A 21320-nucleotide genomic window follows, 5' to 3' on the forward strand; every position below is an offset into this window, starting at 1 on the left:
TGCCATTGATTGACTTACGCTACTTCATCAGTCGACGTAGGACGTACTGGAGGATGCCGCCGTTGCGGTAGTATTCGGCTTCGCCGGGAGTGTCGATGCGGACCTTGGCGTCGAACTCGATTACCTTTGACACTAGCCTTCCGTCGGCTGAGGGTTTGGTAGCTACAACATGGACGGTATCGGGGATTGCCCCATCATTAAGTGCATCGATACCCTGGAAATCATAGGTTTCCGTACCGTCAAGCCCCAACGACTCAGCTGATTGGCCTTCGGGGAACTGCAGAGGCAGCACACCCATGCCGATGAGGTTAGAACGGTGAATGCGCTCGAAGCTACGGGCGATGACGACCTTGACACCGAGCATCAGCGTGCCCTTGGCCGCCCAGTCGCGCGAGGAACCGGTACCATATTCCGAGCCCGCCAGCACGACTAACGGAGTGCCGGCCTCGCGGTAATCGAGCGAGGCATCAAAAATCGTCGAGGGCTTGCCGGTGACGAAATCGTAGGTGAATCCGCCGGGCCGCACTTCCTCTCCAACCGAAGCAAGCAACTGGTTGCGTAGGCGAATGTTGCCGAACGTGCCACGAACCATGACCTCGTGATTGCCGCGCCGAGAGCCGTAGGAGTTGAAATCCTTGGGCTGGATACCATGTTCCAGCAAGTATTTGCCTGCGGGACTTGTAGCGGGGAAAGCACCGGCCGGCGAAATATGGTCGGTGGTCACCGAATCGCCAAGCAGGGCCAGCACGCGAGCGCCACGAACATCTTCGACCGGTTGAGGCTTGGCACTCATGCCGTCAAAGAAAATCTGCTTACGTACATAGGTCGAATCCGGATCCCACGCGAAACGCTCACCCTTCGGCACATCGAGCGACTTCCATCGTTCGTCGCCTTCGAAGACATCAGCGTAATCACGCACGAACATCTCGCGGTTGACGGACGACGAAACGACCTTGGCAACTTCCTCGTTGGAAGGCCAGATATCGCGCAGGAAAATCTCACGTCCGGTCTTGGCATCAGTGCCCAGCGGCTGGGTTTCGAAGTCGAAGTCGAGGGTGCCAGCGATGGCATATGCAATCACGAGCGGCGGCGAGGCCAGATAGTTCATCTTGACATCGGGGCTGATGCGCCCTTCGAAGTTGCGGTTGCCGGAAAGCACCGAAACCACCGTGAGATCGTTATCGTTGACAGCCTTGGAGGTCTCGGGCAACAACGGGCCGGAGTTGCCGATGCAGGTGGTGCAGCCGAAGCCGACGAGCTCATAACCTAAGGCATCCAAATCCTCCTGCAGACCAGCCTTCTTCAAGTAATCGGCCACAACCTGCGAGCCTGGGGCCAGCGAGGTCTTGACCCACGGTTTGGGCTTCAGACCATGCTCGCGTGCGGCGCGGGCAAGCAGACCGGCGGCGATCATCACCGACGGATTAGAAGTGTTGGTGCAGCTGGTGATGGAAGCGATGGCGACGTCGCCGTTCGTGATCTCGAAGTCGCCGCGGAAATCGGTATGTACCGGCACCGGGTTCTGGTTGGTCTTCGACGTCTCGTAATCCGGCAGCGTCTTTTCGAACGTTGCTTTGGCTTCGTCCAAGCGAATGCGATCCTGCGGACGCTTCGGGCCGGCGATGGAGGGGACGACCGTACTCAAATCCAATTCCATGTATTCGGAATATTCCGGTTCGACATAATCGGGGTCACTCGTGTCGCCCCAGAGACGGTTGGCCTTGGCATAAGCTTCGACCAACGCGACCTGCTCGTCACTGCGGCCGGTAAGACGCAGATAATCCAGCGTGACCTGATCGATTGGGAAGATGCCACAGGTCGAGCCGAACTCGGGGCTCATGTTGCCGATGGTGGCTCGGTTGGCCAGCGGCACGGATGAGACGCCATCGCCATAGAATTCCACGAATTTGCCGACCACGCCATGCTCGCGCAACATCTGCGTGATGGTGAGCACCACGTCGGTGGCAGTGACGCCTTCGGGGATGGAACCGGTGAGTTTGAAACCGACAACGCGCGGGACGAGCATGGAGATGGGCTGGCCGAGCATGGCCGCCTCGGCCTCGATGCCGCCGACGCCCCAGCCGAGCACGCCCAGGCCGCCTACCATGGTGGTGTGCGAATCGGTGCCAACACAGGAGTCAAGATAGGCAAGGTCACGCCCGCGCTCCCCGGTTTCGTCATAACGACTTTGGCGAGGTATTCGATGTTGACCTGATGAATAATGCCGGTCCCTGGCGGCACCACGCGGAAGTTCTTGAACGCCTGCTGGCCCCAGCGCAGGAAACGGTAGCGTTCGCCGTTACGCTGATATTCGCAATCCATATTGCGCGCCACCGCATCGGCGACACCGTAATTGTCGATCTGCACGGAGTGGTCGATGACCATATCGGCTTCGACCTGCGGGTTGATGACCTCAGGATTGCCGCCAAGATCCGCCACCGCGTCGCGCATGGTGGCGAGGTCGACGATGCACGGCACGCCGGTGAAGTCCTGCATCAGCACGCGTGATGGGCCGAATTCGATCTCATGGCTGGGTTCGGCGTTCGGATCCCATTTGAGCAGCTCGTTGACCTGATCTTCAGTGACGTTGACGTCGTTGATGCGACGCAACAGGTTTTCGACCAGAACTTTCAACGAATACGGCAGATGTTCGATGCCCGGCAAATCGGCAATCCGGTAATAATCAACATCTTTGTCCCCGACCCTCAACGTATCGAGCTGTTCGTCCCGCAATGACATTTCAACCCTCCGAACATGTGGCAATGTGACTTTTCATTATCGGTCAATCGAAAGTCAAAAACGTTAATTGCATCGTTTCTCTGCCAATCTCGCCTTTGATTTCTAGATAAAACAGTGGAAAATCAACAAAAGCAGCCAATCCACTATGTGAGACTATTAGGGATAAAGATGCCAAGGGAACCATAGGCAAGATCGGAACCAGCAAAATTTTCATTATATAAACAAAGCGTGCAGATTCGACATTCTCGTTATGAGAAACGATATCGAATCCGCACGCTTGGCAACCACAGCAGAGTTGCGAATCTACTTGATTTTGTTTTTGTCCTTCTTGCGATTGACGAGGCTGGAATACACACGGCCAATCAGATCGGCGATGGTCTGGACGCCGGCGAAGATGACGATGGAGAGCGCCAGCACGATTATCGTGGCGACCAACATCCAACCGGTCGGGAAAGCCAATTCGAAGAAGTTCGAGACAATCGGAATGAACATGCCAATCAGTCCGGCCAGTGCAAAACCGGCCACAAGGACGCCACGCCAAGATTTGAGCGGCTGGGCCACACGGGCCATCACGAGAATACCCAGTACAAAGACGATGATGGCACAGACATCACGCAGCTTCAACAAATCACCCGGCTTGGAGAGGTTCCAGTTCATGAAACCTGGCAACACCCAGGCGGTGAGCAAGACGGAAAGCCCTACCGCGATGCCACCCGGCAAGGCGAAACGCACCACACGTCCCAGGAATCCCGGAATATAGCGCCGATTATTGGGAGCAAGCGCAAGAATGAAGGCGGGGATGCCGATGGTCAGCGCGCCGATATAGGTGATGTGACGCGGCAGATACGGGAACGGGATGAACGTGCAAACCACGCCCAGAGAAATCAGTGCGGAATAGACGGTCTTGACCAGGAAGAGCGATGAGACGCGTTCCATGTTGGCCATGACCTGACGGCCACGGGCCACAACGCTCGGCAGGTGCGAGAACTTGGAATCAACCAAGACAACCTGCGCCACGGCCTTGGTGGCAGGCGCGGCGTTGCCCATCGCGATACCAAGATCGGCCTCTTTCAGCGCCAAAGCATCGTTGACGCCGTCGCCGGTCATCGCCACGACATGCTTACTTTCGTGCAGCGCTTCGACGATAGCCTTTTTCTGCTCGGGCAAGACACGGCCGAGTACGTCAACATTCTCCATGACCTTGGACAGTTTCTTGATATCGCTGGGCAGCTCACGAGCATCCATTGCCACCGGTTCGCGGTCACCGGTCAGTTTGACGGTTCTGGCGATGGCACCGACAGTGGCCGGGCTGTCGCCGGAAATGATGCGGCAGCGCACGCCCTGATCACGGAACCATGCCAGCGTCTCTTCGGCGTCGTCACGGATGTGCTCACTGCATAGCACCAGCGCGACCGGCTGAGCGGAAGGAATCAACACAGGGGTATTGGCGAAATCGTTCGTGGCTTCCGGAGTATTTCCCGCCCCCGCCGCACGCGCCAACAGCAGTACACGCATGCCCTGATTGGCATACTTGGCTACCATATTCTTGGCCGCGGCGCCGTCCCCTTCGAAGCCACTCAGGAGCATTTCGGGCGCACCCATGTACCACACGTCGCCGTCGCGTACGATGGCGCTCCACTTTCGAGCCGATGAGAACGGCACACGGGCATCGACCGGCTGAGCGCGAACACCCTTGGCGTTCAACGCCTTGAGCACTGCGGCGCCGGTTCCATTGGGATTCTCTTCGTTGGAAAGATCGTAAAGGGCTTGTACGGCCGCGGACTTTTCGTCATCGGTGGTGCCGACGGTAACGCTGGCATGTACGGCGTGCTCACCGGACGGAGCATCAACCACGATATCGGCGTCGGCCGTCGGACTGGCCGTATCGGCCTCACCGAGCATCACGACCTGATTGAAGACGATGCCACCGTCGGTGATGGTACCGGTCTTGTCAAGGTTCAGAGCATCCACGCGGGCCAGGGTTTCCACGCTTTCCAGCTCCTGGACCAGAGTATGCTGACGTGCCAGACGCATCGCGGCGATGGCGAAATTAAGCGATGTCAGAAGAACCAAGCCCTCAGGAATCATGCCGACCACGCCAGCAACGGCCGAGACGATGGCCGAACGCCAAGCCCCTGTCGTGAAAGCGACCTGCCAGCCACCGACCGTGCGAATCTGCGAGGCCACCAGCAGAATGCAGAGCGGAATGACGATGACGGTCATCACCTTGAGAATGGTGTTGATGCCCCTGCTCAGGTCGGAAACGGTCTTCTTATAGACCTTGGCCTTGGCCGTCAGCTTGGCGGCGTAACCGTGCTCACCCACCGCGCGTCGACACGCACCAGCGCCATGCCGGAAGTGGCGTTGGAACCGGAATAGACCTCGGCGCCCTCGCCCTTTTTAACAGTGCGGGATTCGCCGGTGAGCATCGACTCGTCAAGTTCGAGCCCCCACGTATGCACGATGGTCGCATCGGCCGGCACCTGCTCACCGCTTCTGAGCCACAGCAGGTCGCCAAGCACGATGTCTTCATGCTCGATTTCAACATCCTGCCCGTTACGGCGTACCAGAGATTTCGAAGCGACCAGAATGGAAAGCTTGTCGAGCGTATGCTTCGCTCGCATCTCAGTGAATACACCGATACCGGAGTTGACGATGATGACCAGTCCGAAAACGGCGTCCTTCCATTGACCGGTCAAAAGCACCAAGATCATCGCCACGAAGATGATGGCATTGAAAAGCGTAAAGACGTTCTCGCGAATGATCTGTCCCAGCGAACGCGAGGTCTCGGTATCGATCTTGTTAACATTGCCCTGCGCAACCTGTTCTTCGACTTCGGCAGTGCTCAGGCCCGCTTCGCTGATTTGAGGAAGACGAATCGCGGACTGCTGACCGTCATTGCCACCGTTGCGATTGTTGCCATCTTTTCCGCCGTTGACGGCCGAGCCGCCATTGCCGCCCTGTCCGTCTGCCATTGTTCTTGCCGTAGTCTCGCCGTTATTCTGCCCGAACATTCCGGTTGCACTCATCGGTCGCCCCTTTACCCGCGCCCATTCGCCCTGCGGATTATCCACAGTTCATTGCTGCGTGTCGTGTCATCTCATCTGCCGCCAATCCCTGAAATACTTGGACGGCCTGATCTATTAAAAAGTATATGCGGTGTCACTCTACCGTGTCTCAAACGTTCGCGTTGGGCGCTTGCTGCATATTTACGGTAACGTCACGCTCATCGTCTTGGCATGAGGATTGTCATTGACCGCCGATTGCACAGCCTGATCGAGCGGTATGGCCCCTTTGCCATCTTGCGCCGAGCTGTCGGCCTGATCCGAGGACACGATGTGCAGGGATTCGGCATACAGTTTCCCGTCGGCCGGAGGTTTGACAGCGTTGACCAATATCACCGGAATACCGGCGTTCCTCGCCGATTGCAGGGATTTCGTCCAGCTATCAGCAAGCTGACCACCCATGTCGAGGCTATCGACGACAAAAGCGCGGACGGGCCGTCGGGCCATGTCTTTGAACGATTGCACCGGATCCAAAGCCATTCCTCCATAGGGCGCCTGCGCATAGATGGCCTTGATTCCGGCTTTGTTGAAGGCATTGAGCACCGTACGATCGAGTTGCGCGTCACCGGCTGTGACCACGCCGATCAGCATATCGGATTTGTCGACGCTATCGTGCGGAACATGCCCCGAGACCGATGCGGTGTCACCGACAGCGGCATTATTCGGGGTGCAGGACGCAAGGGCCGGCATGACCAATAATGCCATGCAGATACCTAGAACGATTCCTCGCACCCTCCGCACCGTGCACCTACCTCATTCATGATTTCGCACGAACAGTGCCACGGTTTCGACGTGGTGGGTCATCGGGTAAATGTCGAACGCCTGAATCGATTTGAGGCCATACCCGAGCTTGGTGAGCGTGGCCGTGTCACGGGCAAGGCTGGTCGGATCGCAGGCGATGTAGACGATGGCGTGCGCACCCGAATCAGCGAGCTGGCGGCAGACCTGTGCCTTGGCGCCGGCACGGGGCGGATCGAGTACGACGACGTTGGGATTGGCGAGTTCTTCGGGAACATTGCGCAGGCAATGGGAGACATCGCCTTGCAGTGCGGTGACATTGGCATCCTTGGCGATATGCAGGTTGCGTTCCGCGTTGCGAACCGCCATGCGTCCGCCTTCCACCGAAAGCATCTTGGTGTGAGCGAAAGTCTTGGCCAGCGGCACGGTAAACAGACCGGAACCGGAGAACAGATCCCAAAGCGTGGCGGATTGCACGCCGGAAAGCTCCTGGCTGACCAGACGCATGACATACTTGACCAGCGTGAGCGGGGCCATGCGATGTACCTGCCAGAATCCGTCATCCTCGACGCCGTATTTGTAGCGTTTGCCGTCCACATCCACGACTTCCTTAAGACGCTTCGAACCGGCATGCAGATGCCCGTCGACCGTGATGGCGAAGTTGTCGCCGATGGCCTCAAGCAAGGCCTTGTTGGACACCCGAGAGGTGTGGATATCACGCGGTTCCGGCACCGCAACGCGGATTTTGGCACCGGGTTCGAATGCTTCGTCCCAGAGTTTCTGCTCTCGCGCCACGGCCAGCAACGCTCGGGTGGCCAGAGGCATCGTGTCGATACGAACGCGGGTATGCGAGGCGCGACGGCGCATCGAAGCACGGCCTTCTTCATCGGCAATCAGTTCGATGCGGGTGCGCCAATGCAGGCCCTTTTCCTCGACATCACCGTCCATGCGTGCCACCGGCACGTCGTCGATGTCGAGATGGCCCATGCGCCGCATCTGGTCGGTAATCACGGCAGATTTCCACTTGAGCTGCCCCGGCAGCGAGACGTGAATCAGGTCGGCACCGCCGACTCCCCGCCTTGCGAGAGCGGCCCAGCCAACGGCCACAACGGTTCGACACGATCCTCGGAAGGTTCCACCACATCGACGACTTCTCCGGTCCAGAAACGATCGTCGCGTTCGTGCGGCTCATCAAGTTCAATGGTGTCCAGTTCACCGGGCAGCGCGAAACGCACGAAAACCACCCGCCCGTCGATATGGGCGACGCAGCGCCCTTGGTCGGCGTAGCGTTCGATACGTACTGTGGCTTGCATGCTTGACCTCTGCTTCTAGAAATTCAATAGCGACACGAAAACATTCGATTCCGTGACTCATCATTCATGTTGTTTGGCATATTGCCGCGAGTTCCGATGTCGATATATGCAAATTGGAACCGGCATATCCTCATAACTGGAATCCCAGTCTATCGTTCACCCTCGTCCGCAGCTCGCGTGGTTTTGTCAGCCTTCAAGGCATCGCCGACACCGTGAGCTTTGCATTCACGTTGCTTTGATACATGTACCTATCTTGCGGTATCAGTCTTCACGTCGTCGTTTTCATCTTCATCTTCCGACCTGAATTTGGGATGGTGCCTCATCGGATCGGCTATCAGAAGGTAGGAAACCCAAATCGCCAGCGCCCAGAACGGCAGGCCCATCAACAGGCGCGCCGTTCCAAGCCAAGTGACGTGATTGGTCAGATAGAGCGGCACCTGCACCACAAGCCGCAGCGCAAAGACACCGATCCACATGGCCGTGACGATGTCGTAGGCGCGCATGAGTGTTTTGTCGCCGCGCCAATCCGCCAGCCATGCACGGTAATGTTCGGTGGGCAAAGAACGGATGAACTCGACCAGGAAACCAACGCCGGGTACGCGGATGGCTAGCGTAATGGCTAGCAGCACGATATAGACGCTGTTGGTGATGAACCCGTACATGTAATAGTTGCGGGCCTCGTGGGTGTTCCATGCCCAAATCAGGCAAATGGCGATGGAAATCAGGCCGGCCAACGCGCCGAGTACGGTCTGGCGCTGCACCAAACGCACCACGACCGAAAGCAGTGCCAGAACCGCCGAGACGATAATGGTGAGCTTGAGATCACTGGTGACCACGAACATGACTACAAAGACGAAGCCCGGCAGCATCGATTCGACAACGCCGCGTATCCCGCCGATGGCGTCAATGACGGAAAAATCCTCGCCGCTTCCTGCCGCGGCCAGTGCCGCCAGTCCTTGTTTCTTGTTCGCGTCAGCCATGATTTCCTATCATTCCATCCATCGATACCGATACATAATTCGCCGGCCTGCCCGAAGACATGACCGGCGAAACGAATAAGCAAACAATCAGCGCAATTCCGAGAACATCGGGCCACGCGAAATGGTGGTCTGCACCTCGGTCTGCTGATCAGCCACGAACGGGCCCTTGATGCGCTTGGGAATCTTGTGGCCCTTGCCGTCCTTTTCAGCTGCAGCCGCAGCAGCCTCGTCGGCCTTGCGACGTTCCTCGGGCGAGACCGGAGGATGCATCGGGATCAGGTCGCGCGGAGCCAGTGGCTCCTCACCGCGATCAACTACGATGTCGGAGAAGAACTGGTTCAATGCCTTGGTCTCCGGGCTTTCCGGATGGGTGGCAGCACGACCGGAGAAGATGCCGCGAAGCATCCAACGCGGGCCATCGACGCCGACGAAACGGGTGACCAGTTTCTTGCCGCTTTTGACGGTAATCGGGAACTGGATTTCCGTGCCGAAAATGCCAGGCTGCGCCTTGGCTTTGGGATGGTCGGCAAGCAAATCCTCACTCATTCCTTCCCAGAGGCTCAAGGACTTGGGCGCCGCAAACGCTTCGATCTCCAAGCTGGAAGCCTTATAGGAAATGGTGCATCCGATGACCTCGCCGGTGGCACGCTTGGCCTTCACGCGAAGTTCGATGCCCGGCATGAACGGCAGATAGAAAGCGCCCATATCGAGGTATTCGTCGTAATCGGGTGTTTCCTCTTCGTCAATGTCCCACGGCCCGTAAAGCTCGCCGCGCTCCGGATACGCGTCACTCGGCTCGTCTGGAACCTTGTGTTCGTCCGCATCATCATCGGCATCCGATTCCGAACCTGTGTTGTCAGAAGCCTTTACGGTGTCATTATCAGTGTCTTTGGCCTTGTCTTCACTGGCTTCATTAGCCTGATCATCCTCAGCCTGCACACCCGCGTCTTCATCCTCGGCAGCAGTTTCCTTGGCCTTCGCTTCGGCCTCGTCATCCTCGTTGCGATGCTTCTTTTTGCCGAATCCGAACAATCCCATAGTTCCTCGTTTCAAAACGCGTTATACTTCTGGCAAGCGTAGCACGTCGCTTTGTCCACAACCTCAAACTGGCACCGAAACTCAAGACATCAAATTCCGGCCCCTGTTGTTGAGAGCCTCAGTTTCCGATTGTCAGACCTTATAGACCACGCTCAGTGGCGCGTGGTCGGACCAACGGGTGTCGTAGGAAGGTGCACGGTCGATGTCGAAGGACACGGCCTTTTCGGCGAGCCCCGGCGTGGCCAGCTGATAGTCGATTCTCCAGCCGACATTGTTGTCGAAGGCGCGTCCGCGCTGGCTCCACCACGTGTAGGGACCTTGTACATCGCCGGCGAGGCTTCGCAGCACATCGACGAAGCCATATTGCGCGGGGTCCAGCCATTTATCGACATAAGCACGCTCCTCGGGCAGGAAGCCGGCATGCTTTTCGTTGGCTTTGGCATTCTTGATATCCAACGGCGTGTGGGCGATGTTCATATCACCGCACAGCAACGCCTGGCGTCCGCCCTTTTCGGCCTCGTCGCGCAATTGCCCCATACGCTCCAGCATCCGGTCGAGGAAACGGTACTTCTGGGTCATCTTGTTCGGGTCATCGGTGTTACCGGCATGCACGTAAACGCTGGCGATCGTAAGCTTCATCCCCTCCGGAGTGGTGACATCGGCCTCAATCCAACGGCCGGAATCCACGTCATCACTCAGGTCCATCAGCCCGTAGCGCTGCTCCTCGATCTTGAGGTCGCTCAACAAACCGACACCGGCACGGCCCTTGATGCGGCAGACTTCATCCATACGTCCCAGTTCGTCGGCCCCCGGAACCTTCCCAGCTTTTTCATACCCTTCAGCCATTGCAGCGAAAATCGGATCGATCTCCTCCTGCGGGGCACGCACCTCCTGCATGCACCAGATATCGGGGGTATTGGCCTCGGCCCAGTCAAGCACGCCCTTGCGTTTGGCCGCGCGGATGCCGTTTAGATTCGAAGTAGTCACAGTAATGCTCATGCGGTCAGTCTATCGTGACGCATACGAACAATCAATACAGTGCGAAATGAAAATGGCGAAGAACCAAGCTTTCGCCGCTTGCTGGGTCACATGGTTTCAGGCAGCCATTCAGAATCAGTTTTGACAAATCAACATCAATCACAGCACTGAAGACCATTTCTGTTGAGCTATTGCTTCAATGCTGCAAAAGGCGTCGATATGAAAAACACGAAACCTTAAAAAGGCTGGGATATCAACGATTGCCTGTTCACATTCACCAGTCGTCATAGCAGGGAAAATCAAATCTCGCCCTAAAATGCTTCGATGCTACCTATGCTCGAGGAAACGCCTGCTTATAACGGGATTTCAGCTGTTCGATGGAGACATGCGTATAGCGCTGGGTGGTTTTGAGGGAGGAATGGCCCAGCATCTCCTGCACCTCACGCAGATCCGCACCACCGTCAAGCAGATGGGTCGCAGCACTGTGCCGCAAGGCGTGCGGGCCAATATCGGGCACACCCGCCTCTTCAGCCTTTTCATGGACCACTTCGCGTACGACACGCTGGTCGATGCGCCCTCCACGAGCGCCAAGGAACAGGGCATTCCCGACATCAATGGACTTGCCTGGTTTCCCTTTTCTCGAGTCGACTTCTGCAGATTGAGCCAATGCTCTTCCCTCCGAAGTAATTCCCGAGAGTCCGGCAAGTCGCTTCTTTGCCCCGGCGAGCACCGGTCGACCTTCATCACTCAGCCAAGCTTCAAGCGCACGCAACGCCGGCACGCCGAACGGCACAACCCGCTGTTTGTCGCCCTTGCCGGTCACTCGAACGGTACGCGTATCAAACGCGACATCACCGATATCAAGCCCGGTCAGCTCCGCCACACGGATACCCGTAGCATAAAGCAGCTCCACCATCGCCGCGTCTCGCAACGCCAACGCCTCATCTCTGGGTGTGCGTTTCTGGGGATTCTCTCGGGTTCCCTCTTGATCGGTGTCGTTTATGACATCACCATCAGCCAAATGCTTGACTTTGCTTCCATGACTCGGCGAATCCTCACAATCCGCATCGACGGTATCCATTAACCGTTCGGCCTGCGATTCGTTGAGCACGGTCGGCAAGGTCTTCGGGATTTTTGGCGTCATCAGCGTCGCTGCAGGATTGGTGGCGATAACATCATGCTCGTCGGCCCACGCGAAAAAGTTGCGCACTGCCACCGTCTTACGTGCCATGGAACTGCGGGCATGCCCTTGTGATTCGTTGGCCATCCACTCGCGCAGGCTCTCCAACGTTACGTCGCTGAGTTCGTTCATACCTCGGTTATCAAGGAATCCCAGGCATTCCTCCAAATCGGAGCGATAGGCCTTAATAGTATTGTCGGCAAGCCCGCGATTGGCTTTGAGAAAGTCAAGGAACCGGTCTATCTGACGTTGGTATTCCGTAGACTTTGTTTCCTCTAATGACATATTCACATTACGATATTGCGAACAGTTTAAGACTCATCAAAGCCAAAACGCACTAATCTATGATATGCCTCTGCTTCTGGATCTCGCCCCGTGTCGCTAAATCCATTCCTTTCGAAAAGTGCCATGCTGTTTTTATTGTCAGGATCTATTCTCACACCGATAACTGGGTCTCTCCCAGTTTCCTTTTGGTTGCTTTCCATGACAGAAAGGGCATGTTTCAACGTCGAATCTCCAAAATGGCAACCTTTTGCATCTAAAGATCTGGCGATGTACCCAACCATATAGGTTCCCATTGAATCTTTCTTTGTTCCGCCAACAATACCGAACCAGACAAACGACCAGATACGTTCCTTCTTCTCGCGAGATACACAAATATCCACCCACTGACTCTTCCGGTCCCATGATCTCATATCACGTATCGTGGATTGAACTTCATACTCATATTCTGCGTAATATTGATTGTGTTTTCGCACAGCATTTAAAGCAAAGCCGCCCAAAGGGGCGGCACATGCAAACTGCTGTAATCTTGCTCTGTAATCAGGAGACGCTTCAGTCCAGCGGCAGTCGCTCTCGCTTGTCATATTTCTCCCGTGCGGCTTCAATAAAATCTTTATTAAAAGAACGTTCCAAAGACTGCCAATACTCTTCTTGCTTAAGATTTCGGCCAGTCGGTGCCTTGGCGCGCTCAAGTATCTTATCTCGTGCCATATTGTCCCACTTTCCTTTGGTTTTGCAAAGCTCGGTACACTCAGAAACTAGCACCGAAACAATGTGATTACACTTTACAAGAACGGAATGACTGATTACAACAATGTTTGCGTATAGTGGATAACAACAAAATTTAGGATGGCGTTCAAAACCAACGTCACAAAAAAGAAAGCAAAACCTATGCCATTGCCGAAATCCATTCCTGTCGGCGCCCGGCTGATGGTACGCACACTCGACGGCAAAGATCCACAGACCGGCCGTCAGCAGTTTCGCGACTACATAGGCCACGTCCGCTCCTGGGACGGCGACACACTTTCCATCACCCGAGACCCGGCCGCCAACGGCTCACGCCCTGCGCAAGACGTCGACATCCCGCGCAACCGCATCGTCGCCCTCAAGCCCATTCCAGAGCGGAAAAAACACGAGCCTCATGGCTCCATCAGCAATCGCTAATAGCTGCTTTCACCTGCCCCAACACATTGTATTCGTCAGCGATAATCAGCTCATACTTTCGAACGAGTCTCAACCTCAACCTGCCAAGGCTGAATGAAGCGAATGATGTGCTCACCCCGGCGAGCAGAATCCAGGAATGTGTGTTGCCAACCGGATTCCGGAATGGAGATGGCGATGCGTTCGTCCTTATCCGACTCCCCTGACTTCCCGAATTCATCGAATTGGTGAGCATTGCCCGACTCATTAAGCTCGCGCTCGCGAGCCTTGTAGTCACGGAATGGCTGGCCTGCCTCGAAGAATCGCGTTAACGCTGCATCGTCATGATTGTGCAGTTCATCGGCAAATGCTGTGAGACGATTGGCCAGATCACGTAGCAATACCTCGACGTTATCGGCGTCCTCCTCAACCATCGCGCGGGTGCGGTTGGGGTCGGTCAGTGCCACACGAGTCATGTCGCGCCAAGAACCGGCGGCGAGCGCAGCGGCGATGTTGCGGTCTGGGCTTTCGCTCAATTCATTAATCAACGCCGTCGAGACGACATGCGGGGTATGGGAAATCATCGCGGCAGCGCAATCGTGTGTCTCGTCATCCAGCACGATGATACGGTTCTCGAGGACACCGGTAATCAACGTGGCCACCTTCAAAAATCGTTGATAACCCGTAGTGTCATCGACACTCACCGCCCAAAGCGCATCATCGTATATCGCCGGATCACTGGCTGCAAACCCTGAAAATTCGGTGCCAGCCATCGGGTGGGCACCAACATAGCAATCGCCAAGGCCGGCGGCCTCAACCTGCTGACGTACCATGCCCTTGACACTACCGACATCACTCAGCGTAGTGGCATCACGATCGAGCACCGAAGACAGTTGCTCCAGCATCTCAGGCATGGCTTTCAGCGGATTGCACAGGAAAAGGATTTCGGGTCTGGCTATGGCCAAATCCTCCAGCGAGTCGACACAGGTGATACCATCCTCGCGAGCCGCCGCGTACGGGCGCTCGGTGTGGTTCCATGCGATGACCTCGACCTCACGCTGAACCAACCGCCTTGCCAGCGAGCCACCGATGAGACCAAGCCCCACGATTCCGACGGTTTTCACCACAGCAGTTCTCTTTCCTCTTTGCTTTCAATCTCACCGGAGTGCGCACGTTTCAGGCATATCCCACCTTGAGGCAACATCCAGGTGTCGACCGGCGGATTCGGATGCTCACCTCGCGGATAGACGGCCAGGGTCTTGACCCAATCCCCTTCGGCCACGATTTGCGAAAGCAGATGGTTGAAGTTCTCTTGCCACGGGGCCGCATCGAGCGTGATGATGAAGCTGTAGGTGCCGGCGTTGCCTTTGATCGGCCGCGACATAAGGCTGGTCATGTTGAGGCCCTCATCACGCACCGAATCAAGCAGCTTGGCGATGACGCCCGGCCCTGTGCTCAAGGGAATCACCGCAATGATCGTCTCATAATCGGTGACACCGCTGTGCCGTTCAGCCTGCAATCGACGACGTACCGCATCACGTGGAGCCACCACCAGGAAATCCGTGTTGGCGCCAACGAAATCCTGCACATTGCGTTCCAGCATTTCTCTTCCCGTATAATTCACCACACAAACCCGGTCCCAGCGCCACCTGGCCGGGCTTGACGTCCCGGCAGGCCGCAGCGTTGGACGATGCAGGCACGGGTGTCAGATGATGGTCTCTTGCAAATCGCTTGCATTGCGCCAACCCGTGCGGATGCGCAACCACCTCGTGCAAAGCAACTGATCCATCTTGAGCTTTTGCATCTTTCCCGCCATCGCCGTCAACCTTGCTTTGCACGGTTTCAACGTTTCCGTCAACATCACCATTGCTCGGACGCACGAAGGCATCGAACGCGATATCAACACTCAAACGGGCCAGACCTGCTATATCGTCGGCATCAATCACGGCGTCAAGATTCGGTACGACATACCCCTCGACGCTGTTCTCCCAAGCGATGACGCCCCACCCGAGTCCGGCCTCGACGTCATGAATAATGGACGGGACGTTCTCACGCGCGACCAGCGCGACCGAATCGTCTCGCTGCCCGAGTTGCCGGGCCGCCATGGCCGCCGCCTGATGCGTGAACGACCCTTGCGGACCAAGGAAAAACAGAGTATTCACATCATCGCGTGACGTCTGACCGTCATCGGCATTCTTGCGTTTATCCACGGAAGTCCTCAAACTTCCTCGACGGATTTGGCTTCATCGGAATCATCCGCCGATTCTTCTTTTGCGTTCGCCTTGTCCTTATTCGCAATAACAAACCAGCGCCTCGGCAGGAACGCGAAAATGACAGGTACCACAATAAGACCGCCAAGCCAGAACCAGCCGACGTACTGGCTGAAGAACGAGAGCGTTGTGCTGTAGAAGCCCATCGGCAACAGAACGTCGCCCATGAAATCGGCGAAGAATCCCGTCACGGCAGTCGAGAACATAAGGTGCAACGCCAGCCCTACGATGCCGCTGCGAGCGCGTGCGCTCCAAGTGGAAATCATGAGAATCAGCCAAGCCAGCAGAAGTCCAATCGGCACGTTGTATTGTGCACCGATCCGGTGCACAAGTGTGCCGCACACGCCGACCACGATGCCGGAGACTACACAGATAAGTGCACGAACCACGACGTTCTGACGGAACGACCATGGCAAGTGCTTGGTAGAAGGTTGAGGTGTCTCGTGGGCGGGAGCAACAGCAGGCACGGACGATACGACAGCATGGGAAGCGGCGTGAGAAGTCATAGTGCCAGTATGCCTCACCGGGCGGTCAACAGGCAGGAACCGCCATATTCCAGATGTCAATGACTACTAATGCACAACAAACGAAACGCCATGCTTTCGTTCTTGAAGAGCAAAAGCATGGCGTTGTTCACGGATTTATATCCGTATGTCTAGATGAGCATTGCAGCCACCAATATCACTTCTTGTTGGCGTTCTGGCGACGCTGCTTGGCGTGCCACTTGTACCATTCGTCGCGGTCGAGAATGACCTTGCGCACGCGGATGGCCTCGGGGGTGACCTCGACGCACTCATCCTCGTTGGCGAAATCAAGCGCCTCTTCGAGGCTCATCTTGATCGGCGGCGGGGTAAGCGTCTCGAGCACATCCGCGGTGGCCGAACGCATGTTGGTCATGTGCTTGGCCAGCGTGATGTTGACGTCGAGCTCGTCGGGCTTGTTGTTGATGCCGACGACCTGGCCTTCATAGACGTTCGACTGCGGTTCAACGAAGAAGTTGCCACGAGCCTGCAGACGCTGCATCGCATACGGAGTAGCGGTGCCGGCGCGGTCGGAAACCATCGAACCGTTCAGACGGGTCGAGATCTCGCCAGCCCACGGAGCGTATCCGGCGGAGATGGAGCTGGAGATGCCAGTGCCGCGGGTAGCGGTCAGCAGTGCGGTGCGGAAACCGATCAGGCCACGGGAAGGAACCGTGAACTGCAGACGAACCCAACCGGAACCGTGGTTGGACATGGAGTCCATGCGGCCCTTGCGGTCGGCCATGAGCTGAGTGACCGCGCCCATGTACTCTTCGGGCACGTCGATGGTGTTCGCTTCCATAGGCTCGTTGAGCTTGCCGTCGATAGTCTTGGTGACCACCTGCGGGCGGCCGACGGTAAGTTCATAACCTTCGCGACGCATCTGCTCGGCGAGAATGGCAAGCGCGAGTTCGCCACGGCCCTGTACTTCCCATGCGTCAGGACGATCGGTCGGCAGCACCTTGATGGATACGTTACCGATGAGCTCCTTGTCGAGCCTGTCCTTGATCATGCGAGCGGTAAGCTTGTGGTCCTTGCCTTCGCGGCCGGCCAGCGGAGAGTCGTTGATGCCGAAGGTCATGGAGATGGCCGGGTCGTCGACATGGATGAGCGGCAGGGGCTTCGGATCGTTCTTGTCGACGATGGTCTCGCCGATCATGATGTCGTCCACGCCCGCGACCGCGACGATGTCGCCGGGGCCGGCGCTCTCAGCGGGGGTGCGCTCAAGGCCCTGCGTGCGCAGGATCTCGGTGAGCTTGAAGTTCTCAATGGTGCCATCAACACGGGAAAGGCCGTACTGCTTGCCCTTTTCGAGCGTGCCATTGTAGACGCGGACCAGGCCGAGACGTCCGAGGTAATCGGAGGCGTCGATGTTGGTGACATGGGCCTGCAGCGGAGCGCCCTCTTCGTATTCCGGAGCCGGAATGTTGGAGATGATAGCGTCGAAAATCGGCTCAACGTTGTCATTGTCCGGCAGCTCGCCGTTCTTGGGCTGGTTGACCGAGGCATACCCCGCCTTAGCGGCGCAATAGATGACCGGCAGATCGAGCAGGGAATCGAGATCGAGGTCCACGCCTTCCTCGCTCACGTCCTGGGCCAGGCCCAGCAGCAGATCGGTCGACTCGCTGACGACCTCTTCGATACGGGCGTCGGGACGATCGGTCTTGTTGACGCACAGAATCACCGGCAGCTTGGCTTCGAGGGCCTTGCGCAGCACGAAGCGGGTCTGCGGCAGTGGGCCTTCGGAGGCGTCCACCAGCAGCACAACGCCGTCGACCATGGAAATACCACGCTCGACCTCGCCGCCGAAATCGGCGTGGCCGGGGGTATCGATGACGTTGATGGTGATGCCGTCGGGCTCGCCGTACTTGGCGGCCAGCGGGCCGGTGTAACGCACAGCGGTGTTCTTGGCGAGGATGGTGATGCCCTTCTCACGCTCAAGATCGTTGGAATCCATCACACGGTCCGGCACTTCCTCGCGCTCGTTGAACACGTGCGACTGCTGAAGCATCGCGTTGACCAGCGTGGTCTTGCCGTGATCGACGTGAGCCACGATCGCCACATTTCGAATATCACCACGTACCGCCATAAAAGCCTCTCCTAATTACCTTTTCCTGAGTGTTTATCAGATAGAGTTATTCTAACCTTCTACTTACACATAAACCTTCACAATAGTATCCACGTATCCCGACACAGATATGCTATTTGCAAAACAATCAGCCGACCAATGACCAGGCAGCCCATTCAGTCCGTGGTCAACGGCGAAAGCGCATCATCGTTTCCACGCGAAAACCCATTGTCTTTACGGCCATCGTCACCTGATGCCGAAAGACCAACCTGCGGGCCCCATGGCTTCCACATCTCGCTGCCTCCGACGACCACGCCAGGCACAAAGCGATAGACGGTAGCCGGGCGATGCCGACCTTCCGCCAGCTTCTCCCCGTTTCCTCAAGCTGCCCGGAAGCGAGCATCTTGCGCCGGAAATTGCCCAAGTCGAACCTACGCCCTGCGATGGCCTCATAGACATCGTGCAGACGTCGCAAGGTGAAACGCGGACCCACCAATTTCGAAGCGACATCGGGATACGAGAGTTTCGAGCGCAACCGATCCAGCGCATAATGCACGATGACCGAATGATCGAAGGCGAGGGACGGCAAGGCCGATTCGGCGAACCATTGCACGTTCTCGCCGCCTTGCAGATCATCAGCCTCGGTACTGCCAATCAGGGCCCAATAGACGATGGAGACCATGGGTAAGCCGGAACCCGAACGACCTGGGTCACCGAACGTATAGAGCTGTTCAAGGTAGCCAGGGCGCAGGTTCGTCGTCGATTCCAAAGCGTCATAAGCCGAGGATTCCAACGAACGCCCAGCCTGCACATCGCCGCCGGGCAACGCCCACATGCCTTTATACGGTTCACGGACACGGCGTACCAGCGGTATCCAAAGCTCGTCACGTTGATCTTTGGCGTTTTGCGGTGCCTGAGGCGAAGGAGCGAGCGCGAAAATAATGACGGAGACCCCAACCTCGGGCGGGCCAGCCTTGCGTTCCGTCACATTGCCTTGTCGCATCTGCCGATTGCCTCCGCTCTTCTGCTCCGCCATTGAAGATTACCCTCACGAGATTAGCAAGCCGACGGCACAATACAGATGAAAATCAGCCCTAGCCTATTTATCCCGTAGAGCGCAAAAGGTCTGCCATAAGTCAGTTCTCAGGATTTTGGAAAGCAGCTTAGTTGGAAAATCTCAAATCTTCATGACAACGCTATGACAGGCCTTATCAGCGAAGCTTATAAGATTGGCGAATACTCAGTCCTTCGCCTGATTGACCACATCACTGGCCGCCGGCATGAACGGGGCCAACTGCGGCAACTGGTCAAGCGATTCAAGACCCATCTTCTCCAGGAAGAGGCCTGTCGTCACTAAAAGCGCCGCACGCGAATCCTCGTCGGTGCCCTCTTCGCGAATCAGACCACGCACACTCAACGCACGCACCACACCATCGGAATTGACTCCGCGAATGGCGGCAATCTGCGCACGGGTAATCGGCTGTTTGTAAGCGATGATGGCAAGTGCCTCGAGCGCCGCCTGCGAAAGCCGGGCCATCTGCCCATCCGTGACGAAGGCCGAGACCACCGGCTCGAACACGGCCCGGTTGCCGAATTGCCAGCCGCGCGCGGTATGGCGCAGCTCGAAGCCGCGCGGGGCAAGATTGCATGCCTCGTCACCGTCATATTCGCGTTGTATCGCCTGCAGCGCCGCAGTGACCTGATCTTCTTCCAAGGCCAGCACACGAGCCAGATCGCCGGCCTGCTGCGGCTGATCGGCGACCATCAGAATCGCCTCAAGGCAGGATTCCAATCCGCCCGGAAAATCGTCGACGCTAAAGTCCACATATTCAGGCCGCGTGGAGTCTGCATCGGGTCCGATTGACGAAGAACTTTCGCTGCCGCGATTGTCATGACGTCCATTGACGTTTTCAGCTGAATCGTCCACTGTCTCGTCAGTTTCGTTCGTCATCTCTTCGGTTTCGCTTTGGGCATTATCGAATGCGGAATCGCCATCGTTTCGAACGTCCGTATCTTCAAGATTCCCTTTGATGTCTGACTTTTCCTCATAAACATCAAACATCGATTTCGTACCGTTTTCGGCCATATCATTGGTCTCGCTCATGCGAAATCACCTTCATTCACGTCCACGGCGTCGTCCCCGTCATCGGCGCCTGGTACCCATCGTAGATGCAAATCCTCAAAAGGACCTGCCTGTTTGTACTGCAATACCCCTTGTTTGAAGAACAGCAAAATAGACAAAAACCTGGCCACAATAACCAATGTGCTTGAGGCGTCGGCCGTCAGCTCACGAAAGGTCATCGAGCCGCCCTCGCCGAGTTCCCGCAATCGACTACGCACGATCTGCGACTGCTGTTTCAAGTCGACCTGCGAGACGTGCAGCTGGTCGAGCCGTACCTGATCGGCCGGAGCGTTCAAAAACACTTCGACGGCAATCTTGGCCAGATCCTCCGGCCCCAGCGTCCACGCCAGTTCCGGCAGCATCGCGGCGATGGCCGGGTCGCTGAAAGACGGATGCGGGTAACGACCGGAATTGGCGGCGAGCTGCGCGCGAAAATCATTGGCGGCACTTTTGAATGCGCGGTATTGCACAAGTCTGGCGAACAGCAGATCCCGCTCGCGTAGGGCTTCCATGCTCTGCTCGTCACGTTCGCCGTTCTCGTCACCAGGCAGAATCGCCGCACTTTTGGCTTCCACCAAGACGGAAGCGACATCGAGGAAGGCACTGACCTGCTCCATATCGCGGGTCATGTCGAGTCCGCGCACGTATTCGATGAATTCTTCGGTGATGGCCGAAAGCGAGACCTCCGTGAGCTCAAGCTTGCGATTGGCGATCATCGTCAGCAGCGCGTCAAACGGCCCGGAATAGACCGAAAGATTGACGGAGAATCCCACATTTTCAGGCTTTTGCGAATCTTCGACACCATCCGCCGGACTCGACGCCAAAGGCAAATCATCAACAGTCATGTCATCAACGTGAGACTCAAGCCCGTCCTCGTCCATGACAC

General features: G+C 56.9%; 13 protein-coding genes and 5 pseudogenes. 1 reads left to right on the top strand and 17 read right to left on the bottom strand.

Annotation, left to right across the window (positions count from 1 at the left end):
- Positions 1-19: 19 nt before the first annotated feature.
- The 10 genes and pseudogenes from acnA to OZX57_RS05860 form a co-directional block, all read right to left on the bottom strand.
- Positions 20-2739, bottom strand: a pseudogene (gene acnA, locus OZX57_RS05815) (aconitate hydratase AcnA).
- 303 nt (positions 2740-3042) lie between these two features.
- A pseudogene (locus tag OZX57_RS05820) lies at positions 3043-5618 on the bottom strand (HAD-IC family P-type ATPase).
- 330 nt (positions 5619-5948) lie between these two features.
- Positions 5949-6509 carry a hypothetical protein gene (locus OZX57_RS05825; protein ID WP_277161778.1) on the bottom strand — a complete coding sequence of 187 codons (561 nt, stop codon included), beginning with the start codon at positions 6507-6509 and terminating at the stop codon, positions 5949-5951.
- 48 nt (positions 6510-6557) lie between these two features.
- Positions 6558-7855, bottom strand: a pseudogene (locus OZX57_RS05830) (TRAM domain-containing protein).
- Between the two features lie 248 nt (positions 7856-8103).
- The gene (locus OZX57_RS05835) at positions 8104-8835 is read right to left on the bottom strand and encodes a DUF3159 domain-containing protein (RefSeq protein WP_277161779.1); all 732 of its coding nucleotides are present in this window, start codon (positions 8833-8835) and stop codon (positions 8104-8106) included.
- Positions 8836-8922: 87 nt separating this feature from the next.
- On the bottom strand, positions 8923-9873 hold the full coding sequence (locus tag OZX57_RS05840; RefSeq protein WP_277161780.1) for a DUF3710 domain-containing protein: 951 nt from the start codon (positions 9871-9873) through the stop codon (positions 8923-8925).
- A 132-nt stretch (positions 9874-10005) separates the two neighbouring features.
- The gene (locus OZX57_RS05845) at positions 10006-10872 is read right to left on the bottom strand and encodes an exodeoxyribonuclease III (protein ID WP_277161781.1); all 867 of its coding nucleotides are present in this window, start codon (positions 10870-10872) and stop codon (positions 10006-10008) included.
- A 310-nt stretch (positions 10873-11182) separates the two neighbouring features.
- Positions 11183-12316 (bottom strand): tyrosine recombinase XerC, encoded by a 1134-nt coding sequence (locus OZX57_RS05850; protein ID WP_277161782.1) that lies wholly within the window; start codon positions 12314-12316, stop codon positions 11183-11185.
- A gap of 26 nt (positions 12317-12342) precedes the next feature.
- Positions 12343-12897 (bottom strand): hypothetical protein, encoded by a 555-nt coding sequence (locus tag OZX57_RS05855; RefSeq protein ID WP_277161783.1) that lies wholly within the window; start codon positions 12895-12897, stop codon positions 12343-12345.
- Complete coding sequence (locus tag OZX57_RS05860) at positions 12866-13024, bottom strand: hypothetical protein (RefSeq protein ID WP_277161784.1); 159 nt, start codon at positions 13022-13024, stop codon at positions 12866-12868. The genes OZX57_RS05855 and OZX57_RS05860 overlap by 32 nt, the downstream gene beginning before the upstream one ends.
- Before the next feature lie 180 nt (positions 13025-13204).
- On the opposite strand from OZX57_RS05860, the gene OZX57_RS05865 reads away from it, so the two are divergent.
- The gene (locus tag OZX57_RS05865; RefSeq protein ID WP_277161785.1) at positions 13205-13477 is read left to right on the top strand and encodes a DUF6725 family protein; all 273 of its coding nucleotides are present in this window, start codon (positions 13205-13207) and stop codon (positions 13475-13477) included.
- A 50-nt stretch (positions 13478-13527) separates the two neighbouring features.
- Here OZX57_RS05865 and OZX57_RS05870 read toward each other — a convergent pair whose 3' ends face one another.
- The 7 genes and pseudogenes from OZX57_RS05870 to OZX57_RS05905 form a co-directional block, all read right to left on the bottom strand.
- Complete coding sequence (locus OZX57_RS05870) at positions 13528-14580, bottom strand: prephenate dehydrogenase/arogenate dehydrogenase family protein (protein ID WP_277161786.1); 1053 nt, start codon at positions 14578-14580, stop codon at positions 13528-13530.
- Positions 14574-15558: pseudogene (locus OZX57_RS08620) on the bottom strand (prephenate dehydratase domain-containing protein). The gene OZX57_RS05870 and the pseudogene OZX57_RS08620 overlap by 7 nt, the downstream one beginning before the upstream one ends.
- Positions 15559-15671: 113 nt before the next feature.
- A complete protein-coding gene (locus tag OZX57_RS05885; protein WP_277161788.1) occupies positions 15672-16229 on the bottom strand; it encodes an alcohol dehydrogenase in 558 nt (185 codons plus the stop codon).
- 175 nt (positions 16230-16404) lie between these two features.
- Positions 16405-18333 carry a translational GTPase TypA gene (gene typA / locus OZX57_RS05890; protein ID WP_277161789.1) on the bottom strand — a complete coding sequence of 643 codons (1929 nt, stop codon included), beginning with the start codon at positions 18331-18333 and terminating at the stop codon, positions 16405-16407.
- A gap of 296 nt (positions 18334-18629) precedes the next feature.
- Positions 18630-19315, bottom strand: a pseudogene (locus OZX57_RS05895) (NUDIX domain-containing protein); the annotation flags it as partial.
- 237 nt (positions 19316-19552) lie between these two features.
- Positions 19553-20173 carry an SMC-Scp complex subunit ScpB gene (gene scpB, locus OZX57_RS05900; protein WP_277162961.1) on the bottom strand — a complete coding sequence of 207 codons (621 nt, stop codon included), beginning with the start codon at positions 20171-20173 and terminating at the stop codon, positions 19553-19555.
- Between the two features lie 239 nt (positions 20174-20412).
- The gene (locus tag OZX57_RS05905) at positions 20413-21315 is read right to left on the bottom strand and encodes a segregation/condensation protein A (protein WP_277161790.1); all 903 of its coding nucleotides are present in this window, start codon (positions 21313-21315) and stop codon (positions 20413-20415) included.
- Between the last annotated feature and the right edge of the window lie 5 nt (positions 21316-21320).

Source organism: Bifidobacterium sp. ESL0682 (genome assembly GCF_029392815.1).
Classification (GTDB): Bacteria; Actinomycetota; Actinomycetes; order Actinomycetales; family Bifidobacteriaceae; genus Bifidobacterium.

Coding starts and splice junctions, on each gene's coding strand:
- OZX57_RS05825 (WP_277161778.1), bottom strand. CDS start 6,509: ATGGCATTATTGGTCATGCCGGCCCTTGCGTCCTGCACCCCGAATAAT.
- OZX57_RS05835 (WP_277161779.1), bottom strand. CDS start 8,835: ATGGCTGACGCGAACAAGAAACAAGGACTGGCGGCACTGGCCGCGGCA.
- OZX57_RS05840 (WP_277161780.1), bottom strand. CDS start 9,873: ATGGGATTGTTCGGATTCGGCAAAAAGAAGCATCGCAACGAGGATGAC.
- OZX57_RS05845 (WP_277161781.1), bottom strand. CDS start 10,872: ATGAGCATTACTGTGACTACTTCGAATCTAAACGGCATCCGCGCGGCC.
- OZX57_RS05850 (WP_277161782.1), bottom strand. CDS start 12,316: ATGTCATTAGAGGAAACAAAGTCTACGGAATACCAACGTCAGATAGAC.
- OZX57_RS05855 (WP_277161783.1), bottom strand. CDS start 12,897: ATGACAAGCGAGAGCGACTGCCGCTGGACTGAAGCGTCTCCTGATTAC.
- OZX57_RS05860 (WP_277161784.1), bottom strand. CDS start 13,024: ATGGCACGAGATAAGATACTTGAGCGCGCCAAGGCACCGACTGGCCGA.
- OZX57_RS05865 (WP_277161785.1), top strand. CDS start 13,205: ATGCCATTGCCGAAATCCATTCCTGTCGGCGCCCGGCTGATGGTACGC.
- OZX57_RS05885 (WP_277161788.1), bottom strand. CDS start 16,229: ATGACTTCTCACGCCGCTTCCCATGCTGTCGTATCGTCCGTGCCTGCT.
- typA (WP_277161789.1), bottom strand. CDS start 18,333: ATGGCGGTACGTGGTGATATTCGAAATGTGGCGATCGTGGCTCACGTC.
- OZX57_RS05905 (WP_277161790.1), bottom strand. CDS start 21,315: ATGGACGAGGACGGGCTTGAGTCTCACGTTGATGACATGACTGTTGAT.